This is a genomic window from Rhodoferax sp. GW822-FHT02A01 (genome assembly GCF_038784515.1).
GTDB lineage: Bacteria > Pseudomonadota > Gammaproteobacteria > Burkholderiales > Burkholderiaceae_C > Allorhodoferax.
The window spans coordinates 1,215,912-1,241,974 of sequence record NZ_CP152376.1 but is presented as its reverse complement, the minus strand read 5'-3'; the positions used below and the strand labels follow the sequence as shown (position 1 = coordinate 1,241,974).

Here is a 26,063-nt window from a genome sequence, read left to right as displayed (position 1 = left end):
TTATTTTCCGGCCCACTGGGGTTTGCGTTTTTCCTGGAAGGCCTTCTGGCCTTCCTTGGCGTCTTCGGTCAGGGTGAAGAGCGCGATCTGGCTCTCGGTGAAGGCCATAGACTCCTCAAAGGCCATGGATTCCACCTTCTTCATGGTGTAGAGGCCGCGCCGGATGGCCGCCGGCGACTTGTCCAGCATGCGCTCCAGCAGCCACTGCAGCTTGGCATCCACATCGTCGTCCACATAGTTCACCAGCCCGTATTCCAGCGCCTGCGCGCTGGTAATGGGCTCGCCGGTGAGGCACATCTCCACCAGTACGCGGCGTGGAATCAGGTGCTGCAGCACACTGAGCACCTGTGCGGGGAACACACCCACCTTGACTTCCGGCAAGCCGAACACCGCGTGGCTGGAGGCAACGGCCATGTCGCACATGCTCATCAGGCCCATGCCACCGGCCATGCAGGCGCCGTTGACCCGCGCGATCAACGGAATGGTGCTGGCACGCACAGCCCGCAGCACCTGCGCCAGATGGCCATGCGGCTCGGAGTAGTCGGTGGTGAATGCGTTGGCACTTTGCAGGTCCGCGCCGGCGCAGAAGGCCTTGCTGCCTGCGCCCGTGACCACGATGGCACGGATGTCGCGGTGCGCCTGTGCCTGTGTAACTGCCTGCGCCATGGATGCCAGCACGCCATGGCTCATGGCATTGCGGCGTTCTTCGCGCGTGATGGTCAGCCACAGCACGGTGCCGCGTAGCTCGACCGAAAGTTCGGGCGTGGAGAGAAACGAAGAGTGGTCAGCCATGGTGTGCAGGTAAAGCCAATGAATCCCCGTATTTTGCTTGCAAGCTGTGCGGAGGCGCTACCATAGCCCTCACATAATTCAGTCCCTGCAACCACCAGTGCAAAACACCCCGCCGCGCATCGTCAAGGAGGCCTCTGCCACTGGGGAAAGTCTGGTCTTGTACGGCAGCTGGAGCGCCGGTACGTTGGCGAACCGTGACCTCTGGAACAACCTGCAGGAGTCGCTGCCGCGACACGGCAAGGGCGGCATGGAAGCAAGCTGGGACCTGCGCCATATCGAGCGGCTCGACCACACCGGCGCGCAGTTGTTGTGGAACACCTGGGGCCGGGTCTGGCCGCGCCACGTGATGGTGCTGGACCTGCAGCGTGCCACGCTCAACCGGGTGGCACGGTTTGCCGTGGCACCGCCCAAGCCACATCACACCACACTCAAGGAGCTGTTTCTCAAGCTGGGCGAGTGGCTCATGGGTGTGGAAAGCCACGCGGAGAGTGCACTGCGACTTATTGGCCAGCTGTTCCTGGACACGCTGAATTTCCTGCGCGACCCCAGCCGTGCGCCCTGGCGCGATATCTCCGGCCACATCTACCGCATCGGCGCCACCGCGTTGCCGATCACGGCGCTGGTCGGATTCCTGATCGGTGTGGTGCTGGCCTACCTCATGTCTCGCCAGTTACGCCAGTTTGGCGCGGACGCCTTTATCGTCAACATCCTCGGCATGGCACTGATACGTGAGCTGGGGCCGGTGCTGGCGGCTATCCTGATTGCGGGTCGCTCGGGTTCGGCCATCACCGCCCAGATTGGCGTGATGCGCGTCACTGAAGAGTTGGATGCCATGCGCGTCATGGGCATACGCCGCGGCTACCGACTGGTGTTCCCGCGGGCACTGGCATTGGCACTGGTCATGCCCTTGCTCGCCATCTGGACCACGGCGGCGTCACTGCTGGGCGGCATGCTGGCGTCCGACTTGTCCATACATCTTTCGCCCGAATATTTCCTGATTGCGCTGCCCAAGGTGGTGCCGCTGTCCAACCTCTGGCTGGCCCTGTTCAAGTCGCTGGTGTTCGGCCTGCTGATTGCCATCAACGGTTGCCACTTCGGCCTGCGTGTGCTGCCCAATACCCAGAGTCTGGGCGAGGGCACTACGGCATCGGTGGTGAGTTCCATCACGCTGGTGATCCTGGTGGATGCGCTGTTTGCCGTGCTGTTCAAGGGGGTGGGGCTGTGAGCGCCGTGGTACCGCCCATCGTCGAGATCCGCGGGCTGTGGTCGTCGTTCTCCACCCGCGGCGTGCGCGCCATCATCCACCAGGATCTGGACTTGACCATTGCCCGTGGCGAGTTTCTGTCGATCGTGGGTGGCTCGGGCGGTGGCAAGACCGTGCTGCTGCGCCAGATCCTTGGGCTGGAGACGCCACTCAAGGGTAGTGTGACGGTGTTGGGCGAGCCTGCCAGCGAGTTGGGCCGGGCCGGTGCCGCCAGCCGGGTGGGCATGCTGTTCCAGCATGGTGCCCTGTTCTCCGCCTTCACCGTGCTGGAGAACATTGCCTTTCCGCTGCGCGAGCTGGGTGTGCTGCCCAAGAACCTGATCCACGATGTGGCCATGGTCAAGATGCAGATGGTGGGGCTGGATCCGTCTGCTGCACACAAGATGCCGGCCGATCTGTCCGGCGGCATGATCAAGCGTGTGGCCCTGGCACGCGCCCTGGTGATGGACCCGCCCCTGCTGCTGCTGGATGAGCCCACGGCGGGGCTGGACCCGGATGCATCCGATGCGTTCTGCACCTTGCTGCGGTCGCTGCACCAGGAGCTGGGCCTGACCGTGGTGATGGTCACCCATGACCTGGACACCATCTTTGAGCTGAGTACCCGCGTGGCGGTGGTGGCCGACAAGCACATCATTGTCGATGCACCGTTGCGTGAAGCAATCCGCTTTGCCCATCCGTTCGTGCGCGACTTCTTTCTGGGCGAGCGTGGGCAGCGCGCCATGGAAGTCTTGCACCACCCGGCGCAAGGCGTGTAAAAAGAGAACCTCATGGAAAACAAATCCCACGCCATCGCTGCCGGCACCTTCTTGCTGCTGATGATGGCCCTGCTGATCGCCATGGCGCTGTGGCTCAAGCGCGATACCAGTGAACAGCGCCAGTTCGAAATTTCCAGCAAGGAATCAGTCAACGGGCTGCAGCCCCAGGCCGGCGTGCGCTACAAGGGCGTGAGCGTCGGGCGGGTCACGGCCATTGGACTGGATACGCAAGTTCCGGGCAATGTGCTGGTGCGCATCGCCGTGAATGACAGCGCGCCCATGAGCACCACTACTTTTGCCAGCCTGGGTTTTCAGGGCGTGACCGGCCTGGCCTTCGTGCAGCTCGACGATGCCGGCTTGACCGGAGCACCCCTGTCCACCAGCAAGGCGCATCCGGCGCGCATCCCCATGCGAGCGGGGCTGATGTCGCGCCTGACCGAGCAGGGCGGCAACCTGCTCAACCAGCTGGAAGAAGCCAGCAAGCGCATGAACGCCCTGTTGGCTCCGGAGAACCAGCAGACGCTGACGACCGCAGTGGCCAACCTCGGTCAGGCTGCCGCCAGCATCCAGCAACTGACGCGCCATGCGGACCAGGCGCTGACGGGCACCGGACCTGAGGGCAGCACCAACCTGCCACGGCTGACCGCCCAGGTGGACGCCACCTTCAAGAGCATGCAGCAAACTTCCGAGCGGCTGCGCGACAGTGCCGAAGTCGTCAAGAATTCCGCCGAGCAGTTCCGCCGCACCTCGGTGCGCATGAATGAGCCCGGTGGCACGCTGGACCGCATTGCACGCAGCACCGAGGCCTTGACCAACACCGCCACCACCCTCAACGCCACCCTGCTGCCGCGCCTGAGTCGCACCAGCGAGGAGGCCACCCGCACGGTCCGTCTGGTGGGGCGTGCGGTGGAAGACATTGGCGATCAACCCCAGTCCCTGCTGTTTGGCAAGGGGCCTGCCGCGCCCGGTCCTGGTGAAAGCGGCTTTGTGCCACCGTCCGACAAAGCTGGCAGCCCGGCGGTACAACCCTGAGGTCCCTATGCATCTGCAACTTCCGTTCCTTCCATCCCTGCGACGCAGCGTGGCGCTTCCATCGGCACTGCTGCTGGGCGCACTGCTGTGCGCCTGTGCCGCACCGCCTGCGTCGCGCAGCGTGGTGTATGACTTCGGTCCGGGTGCCACCCAGCCCGTGATGTCCAACCGCATGGCGCCGTTGCCGCCTCTGGTGCTGGCGGATGTGGAAGCCCCGGCAGCGCTGGAAGGCAATGCGGTGCTGTACCGCCTGGCCTATGCCGACGCGCAGCAACTGCGTCCCTACGCCCAGGCCCGCTGGACCATGCCGCCCGGACAGCTGCTGCGACAGCGCCTGCGCGAACAGCTGGGGCAGCGCCGTCCGGTGCTGTTGCCCGCCGACGCGGTGGCGCCCGGCACGCTGGTGCTGCGGCTGGAGCTGGAGGAGTTCAGCCACTACTTCGAGTCGGCACAGAACAGCTCGGGCCTGGTGCGCGTGCGTGCGACGCTGAGCCGCACTGGCCTGCCCGCCAGGACGCTGGCACAAACCAGTCTGGTGGTGCAGAAGGTGGCCACCCGTGGCGACGCCGCAGGCGGTGTGCAGGCGCTTGCGCAAGCCAGTGACGCGCTGATCGCGCAACTGGACGCCTGGGTGCAGCAAGTGGCCAGTGCGGAATCCACAACACCGTGACGACCTGGACCGCCCCCACTCCCGGCACCGTGCAGCAGGAGCTGCCGCTGTTTCCGCTCAACACGGTGCTGTTCCCGGACGGCAGCCTGAGTCTGCAGATCTTTGAAGTGCGCTATCTGGACTTGATCGGCAAATGCCACAAGAGTGGTACACCGTTTGGCGTGGTGTCGCTCACCCAAGGGCAGGAAGTGCGTACGCGCGACCCGTTGGCGCCCACGGGCGAGGCCTTTGTGCGCGAGGACTTTGCCGACGTAGGCACGCTTGCCACCATCGTCGACTTTGCCGCGCCCCAGGCCGGACTGATGGTGATCCGTTGTACGGGCGGCGGCCGATTCAAGGTTCGTGCACGCAGGCAACTCAAGCATGGCTTGTGGGTGGGCGATGTGGAGCATCTTGCCAATGACGAACCCCTGCCCATTCCGGAGGACTTGCGGCCTGTGGCCCATGCGCTGGCGCATCTGCTGGAGCAGCAGAGCAGCCAGTCGCCACAGGAGTCGCCGCTTTTTTCTCAGCCCTACCGGTTGGACGAATGCGGTTGGGTGGCCAACCGCTGGTGTGATCTGCTGTCTTTGCCCACCACCTTCAAGCAAAGCCTGCTGCGGCTGGACAGCCCGCTGCTGCGGCTGGAGCTGGTGGCGGACCTGCTGTCCAACCAGACAGCGGCCTAAGGCTCAGTGTCCGCCCAGAAGCGGGAAGAGCTTGACCAGACCGTCGGACATCACTTCCACCGCTAGCGCGGCCAGGATCAGACCCATCAGACGCGTCATCACGCTAATGCCGGTCTTGCCCAGGAAGCGGGCGATGGGTGCGGCCAAAGAAAAACACGCCAGCGTAGCCAGCGCCACCACCACGCCATAGCCCACCAGGGTGGCCAGTTGCAGCATGGTCTTGGCCTTGTCGGCATAGATCACCACCGTGGACATGGTGGCCGGTCCGGTGAGCAGCGGGATGGTCAGCGGCACCACCGCGATGCTGGAGCCCTGTGCGGCCTTTTCGGCACCGTCCTCCATCACGTTGGTGCTGGGCTTGGCTTCGGCCGGTTGGGCGTTGAGCATGTTGAGGGCGCTGGTGAGCAGCAGCATGCCGCCACCCACCTGGAAACTCGCCAGCGTGATGCCGAAGAACTCCAGGATCTGCAGACCCGCCAGCGCACTCACCGCAATCACGATGAAAGTGCTCAAGGTGGAGACCAGAATGGTCTGGCGGCGCTGCTCGCGCGAGAACCCCTGTGTGTAGTGGATGAAGAACGGCACGATGGCCAACGGGTTGACGATGGCCAGCAGGGTGACGAGGGGTTTGAGTTCCATGGCCTGGTGAGTGTAGTGCCGGCCTGGGCACTAGGCTACCAAGCCAGGCTCAGAAAGTTTCCCATTCGTCGTCGTTGGCCTTGGCGGTTGTCTTGGCCTGCACGACTGGCTTGGGCAAGGCGGCGGCCGGGGCCGCAGGCGCTGCTGGTTTGGTGGCGGCAGGCTTGGGTGCCGCTGCAGCGCCCCGGCGCTCCTGGCCCTGGAACGGAGTGCTCTTGGGAGTTGTCGAACGCACCGTGGCTTTGGCCACGCCGTGCCCGGTCTCGAGCTTGAAGATGGCAACCGTCTTCACCAGATCTGCCGCCTGCGACTTCAGGCTGCTTGCGGCTGCGGACATCTCTTCCACCAGCGCTGCATTTTGCTGGGTGGCCTGGTCCATTTGTGCCACTGCCTCTCCCACCTGCGCTACGCCGGCCGACTGTTCGTTGCTGGCCGAGCTGATCTCGCCCATCAGGTCCGTCACCCGGCGGATGGAGCTGACGACTTCACCCATTGTGGTGCCGGCTTCATCCACCAACACGGTGCCTTGCTCCACCCGCTCCACGCTGGCATTGATCAGGGCCTTGATCTCCTTGGCCGCTTCCGCACTGCGTCCGGCCAGGGCCCGCACTTCCGATGCCACCACGGCAAAGCCACGTCCCTGGTCGCCGGCGCGTGCGGCTTCCACCGCCGCGTTCAGGGCCAGGATGTTGGTCTGGAAGGCAATGCCGTCGATGACGGAGATGATGTCGGAGATCTTGCGGCTGGATTCGTTGATGCCCTTCATGGTCTCCACCACCTGTCCCACCACTTCGCCGCCGCGCACGGCCACGGTGGATGCACTGGATGCCAGCTGGTTGGCCTGGCGTGCGTTGTCTGCGTTGTGCTTGACCTGCGAGCTGAGCTCTTCCATGGACGCCGCCGTCTGCTCCAGGGCGCTGGCCTGGCTCTCGGTGCGGGCGCTCAGGTCCTGGTTGCCTTGGGCAATCTCGGTACTGGCATTGGCCACCGATGAGGATGCGGTGATGACTTCACTGACTACGCCGTGCAGGCGGGAATTCATGTCATCCACGGCACGCATGAGTTCGCCGAATTCATCCTGGCGGGTGGTCTGCAGATGCTGGGTCAGGTCACCGGCTGCAATGTTTTTGGCCACGGCGACTGTCTGGTTCAGCGGCTGAATGATGGAGTGGGTCATGGTGTACACCAGCCACAAGCTGATCAGCACCACGCCCAGCATGCCGGCATAGCTCAGCATCTCTGCACGGCTGGCATTTGCCAGTGCGGTTTCCTTGGCCACATCGCGAGCCTGTTCCTGCGCCTTGACGAAACCGTCCAGCGCGTCCAGGTAACCCGTGATGGCTGGCAGGAACTGCTCCTTGGCCACTTTGGCCATTTCGGCGGCGTTCTCGGCCTTCTTGAGTTCAGCCAGGTTCTTCACGAAACCCAGCACTGCAGCGCGGCGTTCGCCGACCAAAGCCAGCGCCTTCTTGTCTTCCTCGGAAGTTGCATGCTCCAGAATGGCCTTCTGCATGGCACTGCTGGCCACGATGCCGGCCTTGTTGCTTTCCGTGAAGGTATCGGCAATGGCCGGGTCCATGGAAGAGGCCAGGGCCAGCGTTCTTTGAACGTTGGCCTCGATCAGTCCACGCCAACGCACCGCCTCGGTGATCCGGCTTTCGTGGAGCTGGATCTGCTCAATGGCTTCCTGCTGGTGTGCCTTGGAAGTACGCTGTCCGTAGATGGACACTGCCGTCATGGTGATGATGATGAACAGAGCGAGTAGCCACAGCTTGTGGGCAAAGGAAATGTTCTCAAGCTTCATAGGGTTCCCAATTTATATTTCATGTGAAAGTCGTCTCTCAGTTTGGCAGCCGACAGCGATACAACTCCGCCTATGCATCTGAATGCATACCCTGCTCAGTATAGATTCACGGCATTCGGTTTTCCAATGTCTACCTTCCACCTCCCACATCCAAAATGGCTCCTGTGGTGTAGCTTGCCTGCGGGCTGAGCAGCCAGACAATGGCCTGGGCCACCTCTTCGGCAGTTCCCGCGCGCTGCATCGGTATCAGGTGGGCGAGCTGGCGAGCGCGCTCGGGTTGGCCACCGGAGGCGTGAATTTCTGTGTCGATGATGCCCGGGCGCACAGCGTTGACGCGTATCCCGGCGGTCGCGACTTCGCGAGCCAGACCGATGGTGAAGACATCCACCGCGCCCTTGCTTGCGGCGTAGTCCACATACTGTCCCGGACTGCCCAGGGTGGAGGCCACGCTGGAGACGTTCACGATGGCGCCGCCTGCACCATTGCGCAGGGTGCTCATGCGTCGCACTGCTTCGCGGGCACAGACCATGGTGCCAATGACATTGGTGTCGAACATGCGCCTGAAGCGTGAAACCGACATGTCTTCAACGCGGCTGGTCACATCCACCAAGCCGGCATTGTTGACCAGCGCGCCCAGGCGACCTGGCTGCTTGTCAATCGCCTCGAACATCCGCAGCACCTGGTCTTCGTGCGCCACGTCGGCCTGCACGGCAAATGCATGACCGCCAGCTGTGATGATGTTCTGCACCACGGACTGGGCCGCAGAGGCATTGCTGTGGAAGTTGACTGCGACCGTGAAGCCTGCGGCTGCGCATAGCCGGGCTGTGGCGGCACCAATGCCACGGGAGGCACCGGTTATGAGAACAATGGGTTGCATGGTTGAGCTGACCATAGGGTATGACCGCGCGATTGTGCTTCAGAAGCCGCCCTGCGGCTTAATGCGTGAGCCCAAAGTTCGCCTAGGTGTGCAAGCGACGCGACGGCGGATCGCGATAATGCAATTTTCCTTTTTACGCTGAATGCCGATGTTCAAAATAGTCCGTTCTTTTGTGCGTGCCTGGGTATGTCTTGCTTTGGTTTTTGCCGGTGCGGCCTGGGCAGAGGGGTCTGCGCTGCACATGCTGGTGGGCTTCCCGCCCGGTGGTGGCACCGATGCGATTGCCCGCACGCTGGGTGACAAACTCAAGGATGTGTTGGGCGTTCCGGTGCTGGTGGAAAACAAGGCTGGTGCCGGCGGCCAGATTGCGGCGCAGGCGCTCAAGGCTGCGGCTGCGGACGGCAACACGGTCTTTCTGTCGCATGACCACACCATTTCCATACTGCCGCAGGTGCTCAAGAACCCGGGCTATGAGCCCGCCAAGGACTTTGTGCCCGTGGCCGGTGTGGCAACTTTTGTGAATGCCTTTGCCCTGTCGGGTGGCACACCGGCGAAATCCATGACGGCCTACGTGACCTGGATCAAGGGCCAGGGCGGCGGCAAGGGGACGGTTGGCGTTCCCGCGCCGGCCTCCGTGCCGGAGTTTCTGGTGCAGGTGATCGGGCAGAAATATGCGCTGGACTTGCAGGCCGCACCTTACCGGGGCGGTGCGCCCATGATGTCCGACATGCTAGGCAATCAGATAGCAGCAGGCGTGGCTTCAGTTCCAGACTTCATCGAGAACCACCGTGGTGGCAAGCTGCAGATCGTGGCAGTGATGGGCGCCAAGCGCCAAGCCATATTGCCCGATGTGCCCACCTTTTCCGAGCTGGGTCTGAGCGGCTTTGAGGACGTGCCGTACTACGGCTTCTTCGCACCGGCCGGTACGCCGCGCGCCGCGATAGACCGCTTCTCCGATGCGTTGGCCAAGGTGCTGGCCATGCCCGATGTGAAGGACCGCCTCACGCACATGGGGTTGACGGTGGGCTTCATGACCAGCCAGCAACTCGCCACACGGGAGCAGGCCTATACCAAGACCTGGGCCCGCATCATCAAGGCCAGCGGCTTTGTGGCGCAGTAGGGGCTACTGCGCCACTGCGCGCATTACAGCGCCTTGACCAGCTCCGGCACCGCGGCGAACAGATCCGCCTCCAGGCCGTAGTCGGCCACCGAGAAGATCGGGGCCTCGCCATCCTTGTTGATGGCCACGATCACCTTGGAGTCCTTCATGCCGGCCAGGTGCTGGATGGCGCCACTGATGCCTACGGCAATGTAGAGCTGGGGTGCCACGATCTTGCCGGTCTGGCCCACTTGCCAGTCGTTGGGCGCGTAGCCCGCGTCCACGGCGGCACGGGATGCACCCATCGCTGCATTGAGCTTGTCGGCCAGCGGAGTGATCACTTCCGTGAACTTCTCGGAGGAGCCCAGGGCACGGCCACCGCTCACGATGATCTTGGCGCTGGTGAGCTCCGGGCGATCGTTCTTGGCAATCTCCGAACCCAGGAAGGTGACGCTGGTTGCTGCGGCGACTGCACTTGCGGTTTCCACTGCAGCACTGCCACCGGTGGCAGCTGCCGGGTCAAAGCCCGTGGTGCGCACCGTCAGCACCTTGGTGGCGTCCGTGGCTTGTACCGTAGCAATGGCGTTGCCCGCATAGATGGGGCGCTCAAAGGTGTCGGGGCTGATCACCTTGGTGATGTCGCTGATCTGGCCCACATCCAGCTTGGCGGCAATGCGCGGCGCAATGTTCTTGCCCGAAGGCGTGGCGGCCAGCACGATGTGGCTGTAGCTGCCTGCAATGGCCAGCACCTGGGCGGTGACGTTCTCGGCCAGGCCGTGGGCCAGACCGGCCTCATCGGCATGGATGACCTTGGCCACGCCAGCAATCTGGGCGGCTTGGGCGGCAGCAGCTGCGGCATTGTGGCCAGCCACCAGCACGTGCACATCACCACCGAGCTGGGCGGCTGCGGTGATGGTGTTGAGGGTGGCGGGCTTGATGCTGGCATTGTCGTGTTCAGCGATTACAAGAGAAGTCATGGTTTGCTCTTTCAAATGGGGTTTGCTGGGTGCTGGCTGGCAGAGGACGGCATGGCGCTCAGCGCAGCGGCATAAAGGAGGAGGCCGAAGGCCGGGGGACAGCCGCGGAGCTGAGTGCCATGGCGGCCGGACTCCGCAGCACTAGATCACCTTGGCTTCGTTCTTGAGCTTGTCGACCAATGTGGCTACGTCGGGCACCTTGATGCCGGCGCTGCGGGCCGGCGGCTCGCTGACCTTCAAGGTCTTGATACGCGGGTTTACGTCCACACCCAGATCTTCGGGCTTGACGGTCTCCAGCGGCTTCTTCTTGGCCTTCATGATGTTGGGTAGCGTCACATAGCGCGGCTCGTTCAGGCGCAGATCGGTGGTGATGATGGCCGGCAGGGTCAAGGACAGGGACTCGGAGCCGCCGTCCACTTCGCGCGTCGCTTTGAGCTTGCCGTCCACGATCTCGACCTTGCTGGCAAAGGTGGCCTGGGGCCAGTCGCCCAGGGCGGCCAGCATCTGGCCGGTCTGGTTGCAGTCGTCGTCGATGGCCTGCTTGCCCACGATCACCAGGCCGGGTTGTTCCTTGTCCACCAAAGCCTTCAGGAGCTTGGCAACCGCCAGGGGCTGCAGGTCAGCCGTGGTTTCCACCAGGATGGCGCGGTCTGCACCAATGGCCATGGCCGTGCGCAGGGTTTCCTGGCACTGGGCTACACCGCAGGATACGGCGATGATCTCGGTGACCACGCCCTTTTCCTTTAGGCGCACCGCCTCTTCCACAGCGATCTCGTCAAAGGGGTTCATGCTCATCTTGACGTTGGCAATATCCACGCCCGTGCCGTCGGTTTTGACCCGAACCTTGACGTTGTAGTCCACCACGCGTTTGACCGCGACCATTGCTTTCATGCATTTCTCCGTAGGTAGCGCGCCATCTGGCGCAAAGAGCGGCGCCCCGCGGGGCGCACTGGTTTTTAAGAACGGGGTTTGATGTTTTCCGGATCGTACAGGGGGCCGTAGCCCACGGCTTCGACCTTGACCGGATACACATCGTCAAAGTACTGCACCTGCAGCTCACGGCCCACCTGGCAATATTCATGGGGCAGGTAAGCCAGCGCAATGTTCTTGCCGATGGTGGGGCCGAATGCAATGCTGGTGGTGTACGAGCGGCGACCTTCCGAGTCGATCAGCGTGGCGCCCGTGGCCGGGTCCATCACTGGCAGGTTGCCCAGGGGGTAGCGGGCCACGCCGGAGCTGTCGATGTTGCTGGTCATGACCAGGGTGCATAGCGTGGCGGGCTGGTGCGCACGCTCGCGGAACTTCATGTGGGCAGCCTTGCCGTGGAAGTCGGCAGCCTTGACCTTGGGGCGGGCCAGATCGGCTTCGAACAGGTTGTACTCGGTCAGCAGGTCGGCGTTCTGCAGGCGCAGGCTCTTTTCCATGCGGCGGCTGTTGGCATAGGTTTCCACACCCACGGGGGTGACGCCCAGGGCATACAGCGCGTCCCACAGGGCCAGACCGTCTTCGTACTTGAAGTGCAGTTCCCAGCCTTGCTCGCCCACGTAGGAGATGCGGAAGGCCAGCACCGGAACACCCTTGATCTTGAGTTCGCGCAAAGCCGCAAAGGGGAAGTTTTCGTTGGACCAGGCTTCTGGCTCGTCGGCAATCTTTTGGATGGTGGCGCGGGCGTTGGGGCCCCACACACCCAGGCAACCGTATTGCGTGGTGGTATCGGTCACTTCGACATTGGCACCGCGGTCCTGGGCCATGCGGCGGATCCAGGTCAGGTCGCGGTGGCCGGCGTCAGCGCCGTCGACGACGCGGTAGTGGTCCTGCCCCAGACGCAGGACGGTCAGGTCGGCGCGCACGCCGCCCTTGGCATCCAGGAAGTGGGTGTAGACACCTTTGCCAACCGGCGTGTCACCACCCACCTTGGCCACGCAGATGTATTCCAGCAGGTCGGCTGCATCCGGGCCCACCACGTCGATCTCGGCGAAGTGCGAGACGTTGATCATGCCCACGTCTTCCGACATCTTGAGATGCTCGGCGTTGGAGACGCGCCAGAAGTGGCGGTTGTCCCATTCGTTGGCGCGCACCGGCACCTTGTCGCCATAGACTTCCAGCAGATGCTCGTTGCTGGCGTAGCCGTGCGCACGCTCCCAGCCGGACAGCTCCATGAAGTAGGCGCCCAGGGCTTTTTCGCGCTCGTAGAACGGGCTCTTGAAGATGCCGCGTCCGGCGCTGTAGGGCTCGCGGTTGTGTACAGGGGGGTTATAGATCTTGAAGGCGCCTTCGTAGCAGCGGTCGTGGATGTACTTTTCGTCCTGCTGGTACGGATAGATGCGGGCCACGTCGATGCGGGCGTGGTCCAGGTGGGTATAGCCGTCGGTCATCCAGTCGGCCACCAGCTTGCCCACGCCGGGTGCGTCTTTCACCCAAATCGCTTCGGCGTACCACAGGCCGCGCACCTTGCTCGATTCGCCAATGGAGGGGTTGCCGTCGGTGGTGACTTGCAGCAGGCCGTTAAAGGAGTATTTCTCGTCGTAGCCCAGCTCGGCCAGGATGGGGGTCAGCTCGATGGCGCGTTCCAGCGGCTCCATGATCTGCTCCAGCTCCAGGTCGCGCTGCGAGGGCGACAGGCGGGCCTGCTCTTTCTCAAGCAGGTCGCGCGGGTGGCACATGCGGGGGTTTTTCTCTTCGTAGTAGCCCCATTCGATCTGGCCGCCTTCGGGGGTCTTGGGGTCCCCGGTGTCGCGCAGGTAGGCCGAGTTGCCCTGGTCGCGCAGCAGCGGGTAGCCGATGTCCTTGCCGGTGCCGGCAAATTCCAGGTAGGGTTTGAAGAAGGTGAGCGGGTGGTCCACCGGCATGATGGGCAGGTCTTCGCCCGCCATGTTGGCAATCAGGCGGCCCCACAGGCCGGCGCAGACTACTACGTAGTCTGCGGCGATATAGCCCTTGGTGGTTTCCACGCCCTGGATGCGGCCGTTCTCGATGCGCAGGCCGGTGCAGGCGGTGTTGGCAAACGACAGCAGCTTGCCAGAGGCCACGGCGGCGTCGACCAGTTCGCCGGCCACCATCTGTGAGCGTGGCTTGACCAGACCGGCGTCCGGGTCCCACAACGCGCCCTGGATCATGCTTTCTTCCAGCAGCGGGAACTTGGCCTTGGCTTCTGCGGGGGTGATCATCTCGACCCGGTTGCCGAAGGCCTTGCCGGACGCCACGCGGCGCTTGAGTTCCTGCATGCGCTCGTCATCGCCCACGCGGGCGACTTCGAGGCCGCCGATGCGCTCATAGCGGCCCATCTTGTCGTAGAAGTCGATGCTGTACTTGGTGGTGAAGATCGACATCTGATCGTGCATCGTGTTGAAGCAGAAATCAGAGGCGTGTGCGGTCGAACCCACGTCGGTGGGGATGGCGGACTTGTCGATGCCGACGATGTTGTCCCAACCGCGTTCGATCAGGTGATGCACCACCGAGGCGCCGACGATGCCGCCTTGGCCAATGATGACAACTTTGGCTCGTTCAGGAAATTTGGCCATTTTGCGCTTTGCTCCTAGGGGGATTGAATGATGTGAAGTGAGTGTGCCAAATCCGTGCCAAGCCTCGGACCGAGGCCGTACGACGGTAGTGAACAGCAGTTACTGGGGTAAGTCGAAATTGAGCCTCACGATAACCGGACAAAGTGTATTCAGCCCAAGGACAGGTGACGATTCATTTGCGACAGTCGCTGATGGAAACGCGTCAAGCCCCGCACACCGTCTTTCGCCCCACTTGTTTTCACAAAACTGCGTGCTCTTTCAGGGCAGCATGCGACGCAGCAGGCTGCGCAGTTTGGCCGGTCGCACCGGCTTGTGCAGCAAGGGCAGATCGGCAGCATTGACGGCGTCCAGAAACGCGTCATGGGTATCGCCGCTCATCAGGCATGCGGGCACCGTGCCGCCAGCCAGCGCGCGCAGTGCGGCAATGCATTCAATGCCGTTCTCTGCAGCGCCCAGATGGTAGTCACTCAGGATCACGTCCGGCACTCCGTGCTGCAGCAGTTGCGTCTGGGCCTCCACCAGCGTTTTGGCCACGACTACCTTGCAGCCCCAGGAAAGCAGCAGTTGGCGCACTGCCTCGCGGGCGTTGTCGTTGTCCTCAATCAGCAGGACATGCAAGCCGGTGATGTCCCCCAACGTGGGTTGCAACGCGCCCAACAGCTTGTCGGACTGGACCCTCACTGGCTGTGCTGCCTTGAGCAGGATGGAAAACCGGGTGCCGCAACCCAGGTTGGATCGCAGCACGATCTCGTGCCCCAGCAGAGCAGCACTGCGCTGCACGATGTTGAGCCCCAGACCCATGCCGAAGTTGCGGTCGCCGGCGCGGTTGGCGAGTTGGTAGAACTCCTTGAAGATGTCGTCATGGTGCTGTGCCGGTATGCCGATGCCGCTATCCCATACCTCGATGCGCACACCCTGCCCTTGGTCGTACGGACGACAGCACACCAGCACCGTTCCGCGCTCGGTGTATCGGATGGCGTTGATGACCAGATTGACCAGCATGCGAACCAGCAGCGTGGCGTCGCTCTGACCCCACAGACGGGTGGAGCGCACGCGCAGCCGCAACCCCTTGGCCTGGGCCACATTGGCCAGGGAACTTCGTACCGAGTTCAGCAGATCGTTCAGGTCCACGGGTGCCATGCGGATTTGCACGTTGCCGGAATCCAGCCGCGACAAATCCAACAGGCCATCCAGCAGGTCCTGCATTTCCTGTACCGAGACCTGCAGGTTGTTGACCAGCTGCCGCATCTGCGGGTCCATGGGCAACTGACCCAGCCGGGCCACAAACATGCCCAAGGCATGCGAAGGCTGGCGCAAATCGTGGCTGGCCGCCGCCAGAAAGCGCGACTTGGCCTGGGTTGCGCTTTCTGCCTGCTCCTTCTTCAGGCGCAACTCCTGCGTCACTTTCTCGACCTGGCGCTCCAGCTCATCGCGCCCCCAGGCCAGGCGTTCAGCCATCTGGTTGAGCGAAACCTGCAGCTCTTTCAGAGGGTCGCGCTCAGAGACGATGGGCGCGATGGTGAAGTCGCCCTGGCCGATGCGCTTGACCATCTGGGAAATGCGCACCAGTGGCCGCACCACCCAATCGCCTAGCCGGAACGCCAGAAACCCGCCGAGCAGCATGCCTGCGGCACCGACCCACAAAGCGGTCAGCAGGGCATCGCTCTTCTTTTCATCCAGATCCTGCCGGGACACCACCACCATGGCACTGCCCAACGGAGCCGCAAAGTGGGAGTTTGTGGTCTGCTCCGGCGTGAACATGTCATCAATCGGAACAGTCGTGGGCAGAACGGATTCGATGCGCATGTCCAGATGCCTGGTGCGCAGGCCGGCCTTGAAGTTGGGGGACTCGGCATCGGAGAGCGCACGTACCTCGGTAGGCCCGCTGTAGGCCAGCACGTCACCATTGGCGTCAAACACCATCACCAGCTGGACGTCGGCCTCGCGCTGGATTTCCTGCACCACACTTTGCAGACTGGCCGTGTTGCCCGAGAACAGGCCATAGGCGCTGAACAACGCCACCTGATGCACCAGCAAGCGAGTGCGCTGCTGGTGGGAGTTCTCCAGATCCTGAACCCTGCCTTGCCAGAAGATGCCGGCGATGGTGGCTACCACCAGCAACACCGGAAGAATGGAGGCCAGCGCCATGCGCGCGCGAATGCTGCTGCCCATCATGGCCGTTTCTCCATGCGGTGCAGCCGATCGGACAGCACCTTGGCATCCAGCGTCAAACCGAGCGAGCGGGCGATGTAGTCGTTGGTCGTGACGCTGAAGTCCACGGGGTATTGGCTCTGGGGCATGTTGTTGGTTTGCAGGACCTGATACGCCATGACGGCCAACTGGCTGCCGATCTGACCGGCCGTGCTGTGTACGGACAGCAGGGCACCCGCCTTGACGTATGCCGGGGAGAATGCCTGCACCGGAACTTTGGCGCGGTAACTGGTGAGCAGGATATTGGACACGGTGTTGGCGTTATAGATTGCGGTATCGGCAACTGCCAACAAACCATCGGCATCATGCAGCGCCATTTGCAATGCGCCAATCAGGGTTTGTCCGTCGCTGTAGAGGCCTTCAGATAATTCCATGCCGCGGGACTGGAGGGCCGTATTCAGCAGCGGCTGCAGGCTGATCGATTCGGGGCCCCACAAAACGCCCACGCGATGCAGGCGCGGCAAGGCCAGCCGCATCAGATCAAGCTGGCGGCCAAAGGGCTGATCCAGGTACAGTGCAGCGGTTGCCGCAGCACTTTTTCTGCCGGATTCGGCCAGCACGCGCTCATAGCTGATGCGCGGTATCAGTCCGGCAATCAGCAGCTTGCCATTGCGCGTGGCGACATGGCGCAAGGCGTCGGTGCCCAGGGTTATCAGCAGCCTTGCCTCCAGCACGGCGGGCCCGCCGTCCTGGTATTCGGCAATGCCCAGCAGTGCGATGTCCTGGCGCGCAACGCCTAGACGTTGCAGCTCCTGGCTGAGGCTGTCATAGGCCTCCTGGAACGCAGGTGCCTTCTCGCTGCTGACCACGCACACCTGACAGGCGAGCGCCGGACCGAAAGCCAGGGCCAAACCCAGCAGCAGTCCGAGTCGGTACCACAAGCGAAGGCGCTGCAGGATCACAGTTTCAGTTCTCGACCTTGAGGGTCACGAAGGCGCGTCGATTGAAGTAGAACTTCTGGTCCCCATCCCGGTACGGATCGTTCAGGTTCTGCACCACCAGTGCCAGCTCGGCCTTGCTGCCGCCAAGCCGGAAGTCCTGCGCCAGACGCAGGTCGGTGCGCTGCATGGAGAACACCCAGGGATTGTTGGAGATGGACATCAGTGCTACGTCATCGGCCTGCTGGTGCATCACGGAAAGATGCAGTCCGCTGTCAAAGGAATGCATCAGCGTCAGACTGGCCGCATAGCGCGGCGCGCTGTGCCCGGTGCGGAACAGGTTGTTTCCGGGTTCGGTGGTGGACGCTTGAATATCGGTCCAGGTCTGCGACAGCAGCATGCGGGTGGCTTCACCAGGTGACCAGGCCAGTTGCCATTCGACACCGTTGATCTGGTCATCATGGGCATTGACGTAGCGCTCCGGCTGTATGCCCGGGGTGACGGTTTCAGTGTGCGCAATACCGTCGCTGATGTGCTCATTGAAAATCCGCACATCCCCACTGAACTGGCTGGAGGGTGGTGCAAAGTAGTAGCCCAGCTCCTGCGAAAACAGCCGCTCCGCCTGAACGCTGCCGTCGTTATAGGTGAAGTAGCCGGTGGGGTTCTGGTGGTTGGCGTCGTAGTACTGGCGCTGGCCATATTTTTCGTAGGCACTGGGTGGACGAAACGCAGTTGACGCACCCACGCGCAAGGTGTGGCCGGGCTGGAAATGCCAGTTCAGCATCAATCGCGGTGAGACGGAGTCGCCGGAAAAGTCGTTGTGCTCGGCTAGCGCACCGGCATTGAGCAAAAGCGTGTCACTCATGCGCCACTCGGCGCTACCGAACAGACGATAGAAATCGTTGGTCACGCTGCCCAACTGGTCGAATTGGGATGGCGAGACCACACGCTCCTTTCGGAACTCTGCCCCCCAGACGGCGCGCCAATCCGGACTCAGGCGCGAGGTGTACTGCGAAGAGATCGAGTCCACATATTCGTTGCCGCTGAAGTCCACGGTGGCCATGTAATACGGTCCGGGAGTCAGGAAGTAGAAAGTGTCGTGGCTGGTGTTTTCGGTATGCGACACGCTCACCGACAGATCGTGCGCGTCGTCCAGCACGCTGCGCCAGTCGGCCTGGATGAATTGCGAACCCATGAACCAGTTGCGCGCCGGATTGCCGCCCGTATCGCCGGGCTCACCACGTCCGGCGTATACACCCACGCCACCGGCGCGAAACTCCAGGTCGGTGCCGGTACTGATGGCAATCAGGGAAGAGAAGTTGGCGCGTTCGGTGTGGTTCTTGCCGAAGGCACCTTGCAGGCCATCGTCCTGCACCTGGTCGGCGCTGATGCGGTAGGTGCCAATCCCATGGTTCCAGCCGACACGCAATCCCATGTCTGCAATGCTGTTCTCGCCCTGGCTCAGGTTCGCGGCCGCCCCTATGGTCTCGCGCACATCCCGGGAAATGATGTTGACCACGCCCAGAAAGGCCCGTGCACCATAGGTCGCCGAATTGGAACCGCGCAGGACTTCAATGCGCTCGATGTCGTCCAGCGCCAGTGTTTTCCAGCCAATGCCCGCTGAACCTTGCAGCAACCCCGAATACACCGAACGTCCGTCCACCAGCACCTGAATGCGGTTGGCCCAGTCGTCGTTGCGGCCATGGTAGGTGGCCATCGGGGCGTCAGTCTCGTACGAGGTGGTGGTTTGAAAGCCGGGCACCAGGCGCAGCAGGTCGACCACGTCGCGTGCACCGGACATATGGATGAACTGGCGATCCAGAATGGTGACAGCACCTGGCGTGTCTGCCAGGGTCTGCGATAGCCGCGATACCGAGATGATCGTCGGCACGTCCTGCAGGAAGTCGGATTCGGAGACAGTCGCCGCGGGCGCATCATCGCTTGCCGGTTTGCCGACCTGCGCCAATGCCATTTGCGCGCACACGCAGGCCAGACTGAAGAGAAATTTTGGATGAATCAAACAGCGCTCCCCTGTCATGCCGGCCATTGCGCGGCATTCGGATCTTGTTGCGCCTATTAGAACCCAGAGCGCGCCGGACGCGGTGAAGAAGTCGGTGCGGCGCGCCGGATTAGTGGTTTTTCACAAACGCCTGCATGTGAAAGGCCGCGTGCTCTGGCGTGTATCGGGACGCAGTGCCCACGGGGCAGGCGCGTCGTGCCAGGCAGCCCTGCTGCATGCAGTCGCCGTCCAGGTGCGCGTGCAGATGGGTGGCGCAGGCGTCGATGCGGTACTGCGTGCCGGTGAAGGCATCCACCGGACAGGCCTGCAGGCAGGGCTGGCCACTGCACTGCGTGCACAGGCTGGTGTTGTCGCTGGCAGACCGCAGCCGCTGGGCAGCCTCCACTTTCAGCGCCTGAGCGTCGTCACCATCGATCTCCGGCAAAGCCAGCGCGAACCGGTAGGCATGCCACAGGCCGTGCTGGGGATGGATACGCAGCATGAGCGGGCTGCTCTGGGTCGGCTCACTGCGATCGGCCCATTGTTGAAACGGATAGTACGGCGGCCCATCGAACGGGAACATGGCAACCCCGTCCCACTGCGCTGCCAGCGTCCGGCCCAGGTGCGCGCTCCAACGGTCCAGCGGATTGGGCAATCCATCCTGGTAGAACGGCGAGGCCTTGAAATGCGGCCACATGCTGGAACCCACCACTCCCACCATCCAGACCACGGCAGCCGTGCCGCCTTCAGGCAGGGCAGGCAGCTTGTCATCCGCGCCGGGAATCCAGCCGCCACGCAGGCTCAGGCCATGGTGCGCCAGCTCAGTGCTCAGACCGGCTCTGGTAATGGCTGGCATGCAGTCTCCTCATCCAATGCCGTGCGTGGCGCACCACTGGCGGTGGCAGTGACGATGGCTTCAAAAAACATGTTGCCGTCGATGTCGTTGTTGACGCTGTTGTCCACTTGACTGAAGTCCACCTGCACGGTGGCAGCGCCGGCCGCCAGGGCGTTGGCCCGGGCCTGCTCGGCTGCCAGTTCGCGTGCATGGGCCAGCGCCGGCTCCACCTTGGGAAAGTCCTGTGGCCCGCCATGTGTAAACACGCGGAAGGTGCCACGCACCGGTTGGGTGACGGTGATGTGCACCCGCTGCGACACTTCGCCCAGCACCGCACCGACGGCGTTAGCCACTTCGGCAAAGCGCGGCACCTGCAATTCCATGCCCAGACTGCGCGCCACTTCCGGGTAGTAGCTGGAGGCCGGTGCGCCCACGGCAACCAGCGGAATGTCGGGGGCGAAATGCAGGGCAAATACGGATGTCGGCGGCTGAGCCGTTACAGCTGCGCGGTTGCGCCCTTGCAGTGCCATCTCGGTCAGCAATGCGGCCATGTTGCTGGCGCGGTCCTCGTTGAACTGGCCCGCGTCATTCAGGCCGGCCTCTATCAACTTCTGGCAGATCGTGGCAATCACCTTGTCCACCACCTGCCTGGACGGTGCCACGGCGTCGCCCAATGTCCAGGTGCCCAGGCCATACATATAGCGCATCTGCCGTGCCCAGATGCGTGCTGCCAACACGGCTGCCGGCTGGCTCCAGTGGCTGGCCATACCCAGCACATGGGCGGCATCGCTGGGCGTGAAGCCGCTGTAGATGGCCAGGCCCTTGCGCTCCAGCCGCGCCAGGGCGCGTGACAGCGGGCGGTCTTCGATGTTGCTGCGTTCCAGATCCACCGGCCCTCGCGCCAGACGTTCCCAGGCGCGCAGCTCGTCGGCGGGCAGGCGGCTGATCAGGGCCTCATCGCTTTGCAGCCGCAAGGCAAACCGGATCTGGCTGCCATGGGGCGATTCATTCTGCTGGCGCTCCAGCACCGGCAGCACTTCGGGGTGTTCATGGGCCAGCAGACTGATGGGCACCACGCGGCGCGGCCCGATGGCCAGGCCTTTGCCACCCAGAAAGCGCACCTCGCTGTCACCCCCTAAGCCAATGGAATAGACCTTGACCGCTTCCACCATGGGGCGCCAGTCGCCGATCAGCGCGCCGTCCACACTGAGCTCGGGGCGGCCGTCACGCACCACGGCGATGTCGGTGGTGGTGCCGCCCATGTCGGCGACGATGGCATTGCGGCTGCCGCTCAGGGCGCAGGCGCCGATCACGCTGGCTGCCGGGCCGCTGAGCACCGTGCCCACCGGCCGGTCCAGGGCGCTGGCGGCGGTGATCAGGGTGCCGTCGCCTTTGACGATCATCAGTGGCGCATCGATTTGGCGCAGCTGCAGCGTGTGCCGCACCGAATCGATGAGCGCCTTGACGTGCGAAATCATGCGTGCGTTGAGCGCCACCGTCAGGGCGCGGCGCGGCGCGCCCAGGCTGGAGGCCAGCTCGTGGCCGCAGGTGACCGGCTTGTCGCACAGCTGCTTGACCCATTCGCGCAGCTGCAGCTCATGCTGCGGATTGCGCACGGCAAAGCTGGCGGAAATGGCAAACGCACTCACGCGCGGCGCGTGCTGCAGGATGGCTGCCTTGGAGGCAGCCTCGTCCAGTGCGGCAATCGGGTAGCCCCCCGCATCGTGGCCACCGGGCAGGGAAACAATGGCCTCGGCACCCAGCAACTCCACCATGCCGCTGGTCTTGATCTGTGCTGCGTCGTAACCGGCTAGCAGCACACACACCGGCGAGCCCTTGCCCTCGACCACCGAATTGGTGGTCAGCGTGGTGGACAGCGACACCAGCACGATCCGCTTCAAGGCGTCTTGCGGCAACTTGTCCAGCGCACCGCCAATGCCCTGTGCCAGGTCAAAGCGGGTGGTCAGGCTCTTGGCTGCCGCAACCACCTGCTTGGCGTCGTTCAGCAGCACGGCATCGGTAAACGTGCCGCCGGTGTCAATGCCGAGGTAGTAGTGCGCGCTCATCTACCTGTTCAGGAGAAGATGGCGTGAGCGCCGCCGGGCCGCCCCAAGGCGCGAGGGCCCCCATGGGGGAGCGTGGGGGCCATATTCTTCAGCTTCCAGCTTCACAGAGCCACTTGAAGAGGTAGTCAGCGAAGCTGCGGCGCACCGTCAGCTCATAGCTCTGTTCGGCCTTGACGCACAGGATGACCACGTTGGCCTTGGCAATGTGCGATTGCGCCAGCGAGCCATCGGGGAAGGAGCGGGCATGCAGATCCAGGGGGCAGCCGCGTGACAGCAAGTCAGCTGCCGCAGGGCCTTGCACCGAAAAGGTCGTGTTGCCACTGCCGACCTGCACGATGGAGAAATGCACGCCAGGCACGGCCGCCCGAATCGCAGCTTCTATTGGCGCGCCCTGTCCATTGGGAACCTTGAGCAGCCATTCATCCGGTCCCAGCCACAGCAGTTGGCGGTCGCCCAGCACGCTGGCGGTGTTGGGCTGGATGGGCAGTGCCAGGCCGGTGGCTTGTTCCACTGCCTGGACAAAGGCTGCATTGGCACTGTTGCCGCGCAGGTTGACGATGTCCAGCAGGGCAATTTCGTCCAGCAGGCAGCTGCGGTTGTCCACGTGCAGCTCGCGTTTGCCCAGGCGGGTGATACCCACCAGGGGGCTTTCCAGAACGACATTAGTCATGGTGATGCTTTCCTTCGGGGTCATAGAACACCGGGCTGCTGATGGTGGCGGCAACGTGGCGGCCATCAGCGAGTGCGGCGTAAATCTTCTGGCCCATTTTTTGTTGGCCGTCGCGTACCACCGCCATGGCAATGGAGCGCTTGAGGGTGGGGCTGTAGTAGCTGGAGGTCACATGGCCGATCATGGGCACCGGGTTGGCCACCGTGGGCGTGCCGATCTGCGCCAGCGCCGTGAGCTGTGCGCCTTCGGGCAGCACGGTCTGGCTGTCTTCGGTGAGCAGGCCTACGAGCTGCTTGCGGTTGGCACCAGCCGTGTGGCTGCGCGACAGCGAGCGGCGACCCAGGAAGTCCTTGGTCTTGGAAACCATGCCGCCCATGCCCAGATCGTGCGGCGTCATGGATCCGTCGGTGTCCTGGCCGACAATGATGTAGCCCTTCTCACCGCGCAGCACGTGCATGGCTTCGGTGCCGTAGGGCGTGATGTTGAAGTCCGCACCTGCAGCCATCAGTGCCTTCCACACATGGGCACCGGCGTTGCTGGGCACGTTGATTTCAAAGCTCAGTTCGCCCGAGAAGCTGATGCGCATGATGCGCGCAGCCACGCCGGCCACGGTGCCTTCGCGAAAGCTCATGAAGGGGAAGGCTGCCGCCGACAGGTCCACGTCCTTGCAGACCTTCTCGACCACGGCGCGGCTCTTGGGGCCGACCACGGCAAAGGTGCTCCACTGGTCGGTCACCGTGGTCATGTAGACCTGCATGTCGGGCCATTCGGTCTGCACCCAGCGCTCCATCCAGGTCAGCACGCGTGCGGCGCCGCCGGTGGTGGTGGTCATGAGGAATCGGTCTTCGGCCAGACGCACGGTCACGCCGTCGTCGAACACCATGCCGTTCTCGTCGAGCATCAGGCCGTAGCGGGCCTTGCCCACTTCCAGCTTGAGCCAGGGGTTGGTGTAGAGCCAGTTCAGCAGCTTGGCCGCGTCCGGGCCCTGGATGTCGATCTTGCCCAGGGTGGATGCGTCCATGATGCCGACGTTGTTGCGCACGGCCAGCACTTCGCGGTTGACCGCGGTGTGCATGTCTTCGCCCGGCTTGGGGAAGTACCAGGGGCGCTTCCATTGGCCCACGTCCTCGAACAGGCAGCCGGCGGCCACATGGTGGGCATGCGGGCTGGTCTTGCGCACGGGGTCGAACAGCTCACCGCGCTCCAGGCCGGCAAACAGGCCGAAGCTGATGGGCACGTAGTTGGGGCGGAAGGTGGTGGTACCCACTTGCGGAATGGTCTTGCCCATGGCGCGTGCGGCCAGGGCCATGCCGTTGATGTTGCCCAGCTTGCCCTGGTCGGTGCCGAAGCCCAGTGCGGTGTAGCGCTTGATGTGCTCGATGGACTCAAAGCCTTCGCGGATGGCCAGCTCGATGTCGGCGGCACCCACGTCGTTCTGCCAGTCCACAAAGGCCTTGGCGCGGCGCGAGACCTTCTCACCGGTTTCGGCAATCCAGAAGGGCGCAATGGCTTCGTTGCTGGGCTCCACCACCGTGTACTGGGTTTCGCTGGCGGCAAAGCCCGCATGGGATGCAGCAGCAGCGCCCGCCTGGCTGGCTTCTGCCAGCGTGGCGGCCAGCGTGCCGGTGGCGTTGCAGGCTCCCACGCTGAACTGGCCGGGCATGGCCGCGCCGGGCTTGAAGCATTCCAGTTGGTCACTCCACAGCGCCTTGCCACCGCTGTGCGAATACAAGTGGATGGCCGGGTTCCAGCCGCCGGACATGCCCACGGCGTCCACATTGAAGCTGCGGCTTTCGCCATTGGCCTTGTCGCCGATCTGCTGGCGCACCTGGACGGAGGTGACGACTGCGCCACCATCGGCCTGCACCGGCACGTAGCCGCGCAGCACGGTGATGCCTGCATCGTGTGCCTTTTGTGCCAGGCCACCGGCCACCGAGTGACCGGCGCGCACGTCGATCACGGTGACTTCTGCGCCCGCGGCCTTGAGCGTGAGGGCATCGCTGTAGGCCGTGTCGTTGTTGGTCAGCAGGGCAATGCGTTTGCCCACCAGCACGCCGTAGAGCTGGGCATAGTCGGCCATGGCGCTGGCGAGCATGATGCCGGGCAGGTCGTTGTTGCCAAACACCATGGGGCGCTCATGTGCACCCGTGGCCAGTACCACCTGCTTGGCACGTACGCGCCACAGACGTTCACGGAAACCCTTGCGGGCCGCCAAGGGGCGGTGGTCCGTCAGGCTTTCGCGGATGGTCAGGAAGTTGTGGTCGTGGTAGCCGAACACCACGCCGCGCCTGATGATCTTCACCTCGGGCAGGGTGGCGAGTTCGGCCTCGGCCTTCTTCACCCATTCGGTGGCGGGCAAGCCGTCAATCGTGCCTTGCAGGCGGTGGGCGCTGCCCCCCAGTTCGGATTGCAATTCGGCGAGGATCACGCGCGCCCCGCTGCGGCCCGCTGCCAGAGCTGCTGCCAGACCGGCCACGCCGCCGCCCGCGACCAGCACATCGCAATGCGTGTTCTGGTGGATGTAGCGGTCGGTGTCTTCCACCTCGGGCGACGCACCCAGGCCACCAGCCTTGCGGATGAAGCGTTCGTAGAACAGCCAGGCCTTGGCTGGCCACATGAAAGTCTTGTAATAAAAGCCTGCGGGGAACAGGAACGAGAAGTTGCGGTTGATGCTCAAAGCGCGGCTCAGTGCATTCGGCCAGGGGTTGACCGCAGTGGCTTGCAGGCTGTCGTAGAGCTCGACCTCGGGCATCTTGGCATTGGGGATGGTGTTCTTGCCACTCTCCAGTTGCACCAATGCGGAAGGTTCCTCGATGCCGCTGGTGACGATGCCGCGCGGGCGATGGTACTTCCAGGAGTGCGACAGCACGCTCTCGCCGGCAGCCAGCAGGGCCGATGCCAGGGTGTCGCCCTGAAAACCGGTGTAGCTGCGGCCATTGAACTGGAAGCTGAGCTTCTTGGTGCGGTCTACGCGCGAACCCAGGGAGTTGATGCGGCTAGCGGTCACGATTGACCTCCTGCGCCGTTACCGGATGCATCGGGGTTTTCGCCCACTTTGTAGAACTTGGTGAACTGGTAGGTCACGGTATGGCGCTCGGCATTGAACCAACGGCGGCAACCGGCGACGTGGTTCCATTGCTCGCGGTGCAAGCCCTTGATGTTCTTGCGCATGAACAGGTAGTCACCCCACTGTTCGTCGGTGAGGGAGTCGGTATCCAGCGGGCGCGCAATGTGCGCTTCGCCACCGCAACTGAATTCGCTTTCGGCGCGTGGGCCGCAATAGGGGCAGGTAATTTGAAGCATGGT

The 26,063-nt window shown here is 63.4% G+C and carries 21 protein-coding genes; 6 read left to right on the top strand and 15 right to left on the bottom strand.

What is annotated here, in order from left to right:
- The gene (locus tag AAGF34_RS05880; RefSeq protein WP_342619684.1) at positions 1-792 is read right to left on the bottom strand and encodes an enoyl-CoA hydratase/isomerase family protein; all 792 of its coding nucleotides are present in this window, start codon (positions 790-792) and stop codon (positions 1-3) included.
- 97 nt (positions 793-889) lie between these two features.
- On the opposite strand from AAGF34_RS05880, the gene AAGF34_RS05875 reads away from it, so the two are divergent.
- Genes AAGF34_RS05875 through AAGF34_RS05855 form a run of 5 tightly spaced genes read left to right on the top strand, consistent with a single transcriptional unit; the run spans position 890 to position 5,181 of the window.
- Positions 890-2,017 carry an ABC transporter permease gene (locus AAGF34_RS05875; RefSeq protein WP_342619683.1) on the top strand — a complete coding sequence of 376 codons (1,128 nt, stop codon included), beginning with the start codon at positions 890-892 and terminating at the stop codon, positions 2,015-2,017.
- 5 nt (positions 2,018-2,022) lie between these two features.
- On the top strand, positions 2,023-2,811 hold the full coding sequence (locus AAGF34_RS05870; protein WP_342621041.1) for an ATP-binding cassette domain-containing protein: 789 nt from the start codon (positions 2,023-2,025) through the stop codon (positions 2,809-2,811).
- Between the two features lie 12 nt (positions 2,812-2,823).
- Positions 2,824-3,843: an MlaD family protein gene (locus AAGF34_RS05865; protein ID WP_342619682.1), complete on the top strand. Its 1,020-nt coding sequence runs from the start codon at positions 2,824-2,826 to the stop codon at positions 3,841-3,843.
- Between the two features lie 7 nt (positions 3,844-3,850).
- Positions 3,851-4,513 (top strand): ABC-type transport auxiliary lipoprotein family protein, encoded by a 663-nt coding sequence (locus tag AAGF34_RS05860; RefSeq protein WP_342619681.1) that lies wholly within the window; start codon positions 3,851-3,853, stop codon positions 4,511-4,513.
- A complete protein-coding gene (locus tag AAGF34_RS05855; protein ID WP_342619680.1) occupies positions 4,510-5,181 on the top strand; it encodes an LON peptidase substrate-binding domain-containing protein in 672 nt (223 codons plus the stop codon). Before AAGF34_RS05860 ends, AAGF34_RS05855 begins: the two co-directional genes overlap by 4 nt.
- A 3-nt stretch (positions 5,182-5,184) precedes the next feature.
- Here AAGF34_RS05855 and AAGF34_RS05850 read toward each other — a convergent pair whose 3' ends face one another.
- The 3 genes from AAGF34_RS05850 to AAGF34_RS05840 form a co-directional block, all read right to left on the bottom strand.
- Entirely contained in the window at positions 5,185-5,820 is a 636-nt protein-coding gene (locus tag AAGF34_RS05850; protein WP_342619679.1) for a MarC family protein, read from the bottom strand.
- A 49-nt stretch (positions 5,821-5,869) separates the two neighbouring features.
- Positions 5,870-7,624, bottom strand: a complete 1,755-nt coding sequence (locus AAGF34_RS05845; RefSeq protein ID WP_342619678.1) for a methyl-accepting chemotaxis protein — start codon at positions 7,622-7,624, stop codon at positions 5,870-5,872.
- Positions 7,625-7,754: 130 nt separating this feature from the next.
- Positions 7,755-8,501 carry an SDR family oxidoreductase gene (locus tag AAGF34_RS05840; RefSeq protein ID WP_342619677.1) on the bottom strand — a complete coding sequence of 249 codons (747 nt, stop codon included), beginning with the start codon at positions 8,499-8,501 and terminating at the stop codon, positions 7,755-7,757.
- 142 nt (positions 8,502-8,643) lie between these two features.
- Here AAGF34_RS05840 and AAGF34_RS05835 point away from each other — a divergent pair, with 142 nt between their 5' ends.
- Positions 8,644-9,621, top strand: a complete 978-nt coding sequence (locus AAGF34_RS05835) for a Bug family tripartite tricarboxylate transporter substrate binding protein (protein WP_342619676.1) — start codon at positions 8,644-8,646, stop codon at positions 9,619-9,621.
- 23 nt (positions 9,622-9,644) lie between these two features.
- Here AAGF34_RS05835 and AAGF34_RS05830 read toward each other — a convergent pair whose 3' ends face one another.
- From AAGF34_RS05830 to AAGF34_RS05780, 11 genes are all read right to left on the bottom strand, one after another.
- On the bottom strand, positions 9,645-10,577 hold the full coding sequence (locus AAGF34_RS05830; protein WP_342619675.1) for an FAD-binding protein: 933 nt from the start codon (positions 10,575-10,577) through the stop codon (positions 9,645-9,647).
- Between the two features lie 141 nt (positions 10,578-10,718).
- Positions 10,719-11,468: an electron transfer flavoprotein subunit beta/FixA family protein gene (locus AAGF34_RS05825; protein ID WP_342619674.1), complete on the bottom strand. Its 750-nt coding sequence runs from the start codon at positions 11,466-11,468 to the stop codon at positions 10,719-10,721.
- Between the two features lie 65 nt (positions 11,469-11,533).
- Complete coding sequence (locus AAGF34_RS05820) at positions 11,534-14,098, bottom strand: FAD-dependent oxidoreductase (RefSeq protein ID WP_342619673.1); 2,565 nt, start codon at positions 14,096-14,098, stop codon at positions 11,534-11,536.
- Between the two features lie 258 nt (positions 14,099-14,356).
- Positions 14,357-16,273 carry an ATP-binding protein gene (locus AAGF34_RS05815; protein WP_342619672.1) on the bottom strand — a complete coding sequence of 639 codons (1,917 nt, stop codon included), beginning with the start codon at positions 16,271-16,273 and terminating at the stop codon, positions 14,357-14,359.
- Entirely contained in the window at positions 16,270-17,190 is a 921-nt protein-coding gene (locus tag AAGF34_RS05810) for an ABC transporter substrate binding protein (RefSeq protein ID WP_342619671.1), read from the bottom strand. Before AAGF34_RS05810 ends, AAGF34_RS05815 begins: the two co-directional genes overlap by 4 nt.
- Positions 17,191-17,215: 25 nt before the next feature.
- A complete protein-coding gene (locus tag AAGF34_RS05805; protein ID WP_342619670.1) occupies positions 17,216-19,207 on the bottom strand; it encodes a TonB-dependent receptor in 1,992 nt (663 codons plus the stop codon).
- Positions 19,208-19,316: 109 nt separating this feature from the next.
- Positions 19,317-20,042 (bottom strand): hypothetical protein, encoded by a 726-nt coding sequence (locus AAGF34_RS05800; protein WP_342619669.1) that lies wholly within the window; start codon positions 20,040-20,042, stop codon positions 19,317-19,319.
- Positions 20,015-22,087 (bottom strand): hydantoinase/oxoprolinase family protein, encoded by a 2,073-nt coding sequence (locus tag AAGF34_RS05795; protein ID WP_342619668.1) that lies wholly within the window; start codon positions 22,085-22,087, stop codon positions 20,015-20,017. The genes AAGF34_RS05800 and AAGF34_RS05795 overlap by 28 nt, the downstream gene beginning before the upstream one ends.
- 88 nt (positions 22,088-22,175) lie before the next feature.
- Positions 22,176-22,757: a sarcosine oxidase subunit gamma family protein gene (locus AAGF34_RS05790; protein ID WP_342619667.1), complete on the bottom strand. Its 582-nt coding sequence runs from the start codon at positions 22,755-22,757 to the stop codon at positions 22,176-22,178.
- Positions 22,750-25,764 (bottom strand): sarcosine oxidase subunit alpha family protein, encoded by a 3,015-nt coding sequence (locus AAGF34_RS05785; protein WP_342619666.1) that lies wholly within the window; start codon positions 25,762-25,764, stop codon positions 22,750-22,752. Before AAGF34_RS05785 ends, AAGF34_RS05790 begins: the two co-directional genes overlap by 8 nt.
- The gene (locus tag AAGF34_RS05780) at positions 25,761-26,060 is read right to left on the bottom strand and encodes a sarcosine oxidase subunit delta (protein WP_342619665.1); all 300 of its coding nucleotides are present in this window, start codon (positions 26,058-26,060) and stop codon (positions 25,761-25,763) included. The genes AAGF34_RS05785 and AAGF34_RS05780 overlap by 4 nt, the downstream gene beginning before the upstream one ends.
- Positions 26,061-26,063: the final 3 nt, after the last annotated feature.